General features: G+C 61.3%; 6 protein-coding genes. 1 reads left to right on the top strand and 5 read right to left on the bottom strand.

Translation table 11 applies throughout. From position 1 onward, the window contains the following. Positions 1 to 70 precede the first annotated feature (70 nt). From ABDW61_RS20960 to ABDW61_RS20950, 3 genes are all read right to left on the bottom strand, one after another. The gene (locus tag ABDW61_RS20960; protein WP_343641471.1) at positions 71 to 805 is read right to left on the bottom strand and encodes a hypothetical protein; all 735 of its coding nucleotides are present in this window, start codon (positions 803 to 805) and stop codon (positions 71 to 73) included. 202 nt (positions 806 to 1007) lie between these two features. Further along, a complete protein-coding gene (locus ABDW61_RS20955) occupies positions 1008 to 1658 on the bottom strand; it encodes a hypothetical protein (protein ID WP_343641470.1) in 651 nt (216 codons plus the stop codon). 17 nt (positions 1659 to 1675) lie between these two features. After that, entirely contained in the window at positions 1676 to 2533 is an 858-nt protein-coding gene (locus ABDW61_RS20950; RefSeq protein WP_343641468.1) for a hypothetical protein, read from the bottom strand. A gap of 398 nt (positions 2534 to 2931) precedes the next feature. Between ABDW61_RS20950 and ABDW61_RS20945 the strand changes: the two genes are divergently transcribed. Continuing rightward, positions 2932 to 3468 carry a hypothetical protein gene (locus tag ABDW61_RS20945; RefSeq protein WP_343641466.1) on the top strand — a complete coding sequence of 179 codons (537 nt, stop codon included), beginning with the start codon at positions 2932 to 2934 and terminating at the stop codon, positions 3466 to 3468. 109 nt (positions 3469 to 3577) lie between these two features. Here ABDW61_RS20945 and ABDW61_RS20940 read toward each other — a convergent pair whose 3' ends face one another. Together ABDW61_RS20940 and pmbA are read right to left on the bottom strand one after the other, a co-directional pair. Further along, the gene (locus tag ABDW61_RS20940) at positions 3578 to 4660 is read right to left on the bottom strand and encodes a TRAP transporter substrate-binding protein (protein ID WP_343641464.1); all 1083 of its coding nucleotides are present in this window, start codon (positions 4658 to 4660) and stop codon (positions 3578 to 3580) included. A gap of 147 nt (positions 4661 to 4807) precedes the next feature. Continuing rightward, positions 4808 to 6175 (bottom strand): metalloprotease PmbA, encoded by a 1368-nt coding sequence (pmbA, locus tag ABDW61_RS20935; protein ID WP_343641463.1) that lies wholly within the window; start codon positions 6173 to 6175, stop codon positions 4808 to 4810. Positions 6176 to 6266 lie beyond the last annotated feature (91 nt).

Here is a 6266-nt window from a genome sequence, read left to right as displayed (position 1 = left end):
CGCCATCGAGGAATCAATCAACGGACGGCCACGTAAGATTCTGAATTGGCATACGCCCCAGGAAGTCTTCTCAATGTTGACCCTGGACCTCGTCAGAGGTGTTGCACTTGAAGCTTGAAACCGCCCTCGCCTTCGACATCACATCTTCGAAGGGAACGGACGTGAACGGCCCTCGCCCTTTTGGGATGCTGCAGAAACTGCAGCGGTACAGACAGCTTCTCGTAACGGTGATTAGTTCAGCCGGCTCAACCTCGTGATAAAAGACGAAACCCTTAGTTTCTCGCTGATACCTAAGAGCCAAGGCGGTACCAAACTCTCGGTCAATCTTCTGCAGTTGGGCGACAACAGCGGCCTTTTCGGGTCCAACGCGCTGGCGCAGTTGCGAAAGCCCGTTGCCAGGGTCACTCTCATATTGCTGCGATGTGTCCTGCGAGAAACTTCGATCAATTGCTTCAAAATCAAGACCGGTTCGGCTTTGAAGGACCTGCGCTTGCGTCTGAAACGAGATCATGGATGCAACCGCCCGATCCCTGACCGTCTCTGCGCTGACATTTGCAATACAACCAGTGACCGTTATACGAGCATCTGGCGCACGGGCATGGATTTCATTAATTTGGTTGATGGCATCATCGACCCACTTGCCCCTTACTGAACAGCCTGAGAAGAGAACCTCATCGGCGTCTTCTGGTCGAGTGACGACTTCATAACCGCCGCTAACAAGCCCGGCACTGAGCACCTTCAAGTCATAGGCCGAGTTCAGACACGAGTTATGCGCCAAAAAGATTCGGCAATTCTTATCACGCATTACGCCTCCTCAATTTTGCTCGAATGCCCTAGCAGGCTGCTGAAATACCTCGCCGGACGCCTCGAAAGTGGTCCATGCAGGGGTGCCTCACCCCTTGGCAGGTACAAACAAATAGTGTTTAGGCTGTTCTATGAGGTCGACATTCTTGGCGCCACTTCTTGGAATCAGTATTTCAGCAACCTGTTAGGCGCGTGCCATTCGATTAAACGGCCGCATTTGCTTCTCGCCACATCGTATCCTGGGCTACGACTGTCTGGTACTCATTCGGCGTAAGCCCCGCCGCATCCATCAAGGCTTTGTTGAGCCGACGCGCATAATCCACCGCCGCTCCGGGGGTGTAAAGCGGGTAGAGAACGGATCGAGTAAATGGCCCTTGCCAATGCCTATTGATAAGACTCGCCTGTAGGGCTCGGAACACTGCATCCGTGCAGTCCCCAGTTTTCCACTGGTGCCCGTTGCCCACTATGCGTTCCCACCAGTCCCGCACCTGTTGCTCAGATACACCCCACTTCGCCTTCATTAGTGCCGCAATCTCGGAACGGCGAACCGCACGGTCGCCGATCGCTTTTCCCCTACAAAATTCCTCAGTTAGGTCCTCCCAAGAAATGATGAACGCCTTGTCGACGAGCTTCGGGAAAGCGTATCCCCGACGGTTCAGAAGCTTTTGCCGCCAGCCTGCTTGATCCGACCACCCCCAGGTTGGGTCGGTCTGCAAGTCGCCCATCTGGCTGATTGCGAAGGATTTCACACCGAGACCGCTGAACGCGATGGCAGCATGACCGAAGAGCAGATTCGTGGAATCGACGGTCACGCCCGCGGACTTCTCGCTTGCGAACTGATACACGATGATCATGTCTCCCCTCCCACAGGTCATTTACTTAGTCCTGTAGATGCTTGTATGACTTCGGTAACCAAATTCACGCCAATCCGCGTCCCTATATCGAGACACCACTGTCCAGCGGCACGAAGATGAGAGAGGGTACCCGACCGATCTCCTGCACGCGCAGCTTTCTCTGCCAGTGCTACCGCTCCCAACTCGACATCATGGTCGGTGTTGTCAGGGTCACTTTCCGCGCGCATTTGTCTGCGAAGCCTTCCAAGCTCTTCCGCTAATTCTCGAAGTTGCCTCTCCTCCACTCCTCCCAGGTGCACGGCTCCAGACGCCGAGATGTCGCCGGCCTGCGCCTTTGGATATAAGACGACTTTACTTCCACCAATGATCTTGTCACCCAAGATGACCTCCGCTTCAGATCGTGTCAGGAAGACGGACAGATAGTTCTTCGATCTATGCAAGCCTGCTTGATACGCCTCGAGCCAACTGAGGTGCCCTGGGCATGACCAGTATTCCTTCTCATAGGGAACGCGACCAGGGGGTACCCATTCAGCTTTGGTCGGCTCGTGCCCGAGGAGGTCAGCGACCAGATCCGCGCTTACCGAGTCCAAGTGCTGAATCTCCTCAACATGGAATTCCGCGTCCTTCGGCATCTGTTCGCGCCTATGGCCTGCAGCGAGCATGCGCGCAACCCGCCGCAAGTGCTGTTCATGGCGTGCTAAAACGTGCTGAAGCCTACGTTGGTCCATAGCATCGCGGTAAGGACTTGCGTCGGTACCGATTTCAAGTAATGAAAGGGTTGGGCCGAGATGCCTTTGTACTGCGATACATCCACCCTTGTCTCCATCGCTCTCCTTCAGATTGAGGACGGATCGAGAGTTGGCCTGATGCACCACGATTGACGCGTGGCGACCTCGTCGACGCATAGCCTGCGCGTCGAGGTGGGCGCTCGTGCGAAGTCCAAATCGGCTCCACCAACAGTTTCCAGTAGTCCTCTCTACTTGTTCCCGCCGTCACCACCTTCACGACTACAGATTTCGCGGATGGCGTGATTGGACGCAGAGGCAGAAACTGCGTCCCAGGTGCTCAAAAACACCTCCAAATCGGCGGACGACCGCTCCGACACGCGGTCACCTCCAACCCTCACGAAAGTAATCCGAGGGCGAGATGGGCCTTTCCGCGAGGAAGGCCGCACGATCCGGTTTGGCGTGTTTTTGACATCTCGCCCACCCCGACGACGCATATTTCCGCGCCTTCTCGGTGGCCCCTCCCTGCCCTCCGAAAGGAAGACGACATGTCTGTAGAAGTCACGCAAGAGCAAGTCGCAAACACCGGGCATCTGCTGGCCCGTGAAATCGCTTGGCGCGCTGTTGAACGCCAGTGCGAGCTGCCGCCCTCCGACCCGCCGAGCGACGAGGTCCGCCTCGCGCCCTTCTGGCCCGATCGCATCCCCATCCTCGACCGCCGTCCGCTCCAGGACGAGGACGATGTGGTGCTCGAGCTGATCTCCGACCTCGCCTCGCCCGACGGCCCGAACGAGGCACGCCGCCCCGACCGCGTCGGCGCCCGCTGCTTCCTCGCGAACCGGCGCCTCAACACGCGTTCCGCGCTGATCACCATGCGCGAGCGCCTCATCCAGATGGCCGTGCTCAACAAGGCCACGCAGGTCCCGATGGGCACGGAGAACACCGACGCCGGCCACCTCCACGCGATGAACGCCGAACTGCTTCACGACATGTCGATCATGCTGACCATCGTCGAAGTGGCCGTGCATGAAGAGCACTTCTTCCAGCTCATCACCACCGGCAACGACGAGGAGACCCAGCACTGACCGCCTCCTCCACCGCCGCCAGACGACCGGCATCCCCCCAACCCGATCCACAAAGACAACGAGCCGTGCCCTCCCGGACACGGCTCGCTTCATTGAAATGCGCGCTCGATCAGAACCGCTGCGATTGCATGAAGTCGTCGAAGCCCGCTTCCGCGAATCGGAACCACAGGTTCTGGTCGCGACGGAAGTTGGCGTAATCCTCGTACACCTTCTTCCAGTTCGGATTCTTCGCCGACAGCTCCGAGTACAGCGCCATCGACTCCTTGAACGCCAGATCCATCGCGTCCTTCGGGAAACGCATCAGCTTGGTCTTCGCCGCCACCAGCTGCTTGAGCGCCGGCGGGTTCACCACGTCGTACTTGGCCTGCATGTCCACATGCGTGTACGCCGACGCCGCCTCGACGATCGCCTTGTACTCCGGCGACAACCCCTCGTAGGCCTTGATGTTCAGATAGAAGTCGACCTGCGGGCCGCCCTCCCACCAACCGGGGTAGTAGTAGTACGGCGCGACCTTGTTGAAGCCCAGCTTCAGATCGTCATACGGCCCCACCCACTCCGCCGCGTCGATCGTGCCCTTCTCCAGCGCCGAATACAGCTCGCCACCCGGCAGGTTTTGCGGCACGCCCCCCATGCGCTCGATCACCCGGCCCGCGAAACCGCCAATGCGGAACTTCAATCCCTTGAAGTCCGCCGCCGACTTGATCTCCTTGCGATACCAGCCCGCCATCTGCGCGCCCGTATTGCCGCCAGGGAAGTTGATGATGTTGTAGTTCCGGTAGAACTCGCGCATCAGCTTCAGACCATTGCCGTGGTACGTCCACGCCGTCATCTGCCGCGAGTTCAATCCGAATGGGATCGACGCGCCAATCGCGAAAGTCTCGTCCTTGCCGAAGAAGTAGTACGGCACCGTGTGCGCGATCTCGACCGTGCCGTTCTGCACGCCATCGACCACCCCGAACGCCGGCATCAGCTCGCCGCCCGCGTGCACGCTGATCTGGAACTTGCCGCCGCTGAGCTCGCTCACCTTCTTGGCGAAGACCTCGCCACCGCCGTAGATCGTGTCCAGCTGCTTCGGGAAGCTCGACGCCATGCGCCAGCGGATGTTGGCCTGCGCATGCACGATGGCGGGGGCCGCTCCCGCGGCCAGCACGCCAGCCAGGCCGGCATTCTTGACGAACGAACGACGCTCCATGAAGTCTCCTCTTTCGTTGGTATGCGATCTCGCAGATCGAAAGCAGGATTAACCACCGCAGCGCTGGCGTCAACCTGACAAGCCCGCAGGCGCCCTCCCTCCGAAGAGCGCCCCCGTCTTGCCGATAAGACGTCCGTCAGACGCCAGTCACGCGCCAGCCAGCTTCATGTTCTCGATCAGGATCGAGCCCACCGTCTTGCTGCCCAGCGTGTACGCGTCCGCGCCAATGCCGACGATCTGCCGGAACATCTCCTTCACGTTGCCCGCGATCGTGATCTCGTGCACCGGATGCGCGATGACGCCGTTCTCGACCCAATAGCCGCTCGCGCCGCGCGAGTAGTCGCCCGTCACGTAGTTGACGCCCTGCCCCATCAGCTCGGTCACGAACAGCCCCGTGCCCAGCCGGCGCAGCATCGTCGCCAGGTCGTCGCCCGGCGCCGTCGCCTTGCTGCGCATCGTCAGGTTGTGGGAGCCGCCCGCATGGCCCGTCGTGCGCAGTCCCAGCTTGCGCGCCGAATAGGTCGACAGGAAGTAGCCCTTCAGCACCCCCGCCTCGACCACCGTGCGCGCCTTCGTCACCACGCCTTCGTCATCGAAGGGCGAGCTGCCCTTGCCCTTGACGATGTGCGGGTCCTCGACCACCTCGACATGCGGAGCCAGGATCTGCTGGTCCAGGCTGTCGAGCAGGAAGCTCGCGCGCCGGTACAGCGCGCCGCCGCTGGTGGCCTGCACCAGCGCGCCGAGCAGCCCCGCCGCCACCGGCGCCTCGAACAGCACCGGCACGTTCGCCGTCTTGACCTTGCGGCCCTTGAGCCGCGCCAGCGCGCGCTCGGCCGCGTATCTACCGATCGCCTCGGCCGACGACAGCTCCGCCGCGTCACGCATCGAGCTGTACCAGGCGTCGCGCTCCATGCCCGCGCCGCGGCCGGCGATCGGCGCCACCGAGATCGAATGCCGCGAGCTCGCGTACCCGCCGCGGAAACCGCGCGAGTTCCCCGAGAAGAAATGCGACTGCTGCGCCGACACCGCCGCCCCCTCCGAATTGGTGATGCGCGCATCCGTCTTCAGGGCGGCGTCCTCGCAGCGCAGCGCCAGCTCGGCCGCCTGCTCGGCGGTGATCGCCCACGGATGGAACAGGTCCAGCGCCGGACGCGCCGACTCGTCCAGCGACAGGTCCTCTTCGTCGGGAAGGCCGGCGAACTCGTCCTCGGCGGTGAAGCGCGCGATGTCGTAGGCCGCCCGCACCGTGTCCTTCAGCGCCTTGGCCGAGAAGTCCGAGGTGCTCGCGTTGCCTCTGCGCTGGCCCAGATAGACCGACACGCCCAGCGACTTGTCGCGATTGCGTTCGACGTTCTCCAGTTGCCCCCGGCGCACCGACACCGACATGCCGCTGCCCTCGGACACTTCCGCGCCGGCGTCGCTGGCGCCCAGGGCCTTGGCCTCGGCGAGCACGTCCTCGATCAACTGGCGGAAATGGTCCTGGCTGTAGGCGAATCCTTGCTCGGCTTGGCTCATGAATGCGGTCTCTTTGAAAGCAGCGCGGCCTGGGGAAATCCAAGGCCGCGACAGGGTGGCGACTATCATACGGGCGCTGTGCCCCGCCCCT

Origin of the sequence: Roseateles sp., from assembly GCF_039595595.1 — a bacterium.
Classification (GTDB): domain Bacteria; phylum Pseudomonadota; class Gammaproteobacteria; order Burkholderiales; family Burkholderiaceae_C; genus Roseateles.
Note: the sequence above shows the minus strand (reverse complement) of the source record. Positions and strands in the feature narration are given on the sequence as shown.

What these genes read in the sequence shown, in the direction of transcription:
- ABDW61_RS20960 (WP_343641471.1), bottom strand. Translation starts at nt 805, where the DNA reads ATGCGTGATAAGAATTGCCGAATCTTTTTGGCGCATAACTCGTGTCTG.
- ABDW61_RS20955 (WP_343641470.1), bottom strand. Translation starts at nt 1,658, where the DNA reads ATGATCATCGTGTATCAGTTCGCAAGCGAGAAGTCCGCGGGCGTGACC.
- ABDW61_RS20945 (WP_343641466.1), top strand. Translation starts at nt 2,932, where the DNA reads ATGTCTGTAGAAGTCACGCAAGAGCAAGTCGCAAACACCGGGCATCTG.
- ABDW61_RS20940 (WP_343641464.1), bottom strand. Translation starts at nt 4,660, where the DNA reads ATGGAGCGTCGTTCGTTCGTCAAGAATGCCGGCCTGGCTGGCGTGCTG.
- pmbA (WP_343641463.1), bottom strand. Translation starts at nt 6,175, where the DNA reads ATGAGCCAAGCCGAGCAAGGATTCGCCTACAGCCAGGACCATTTCCGC.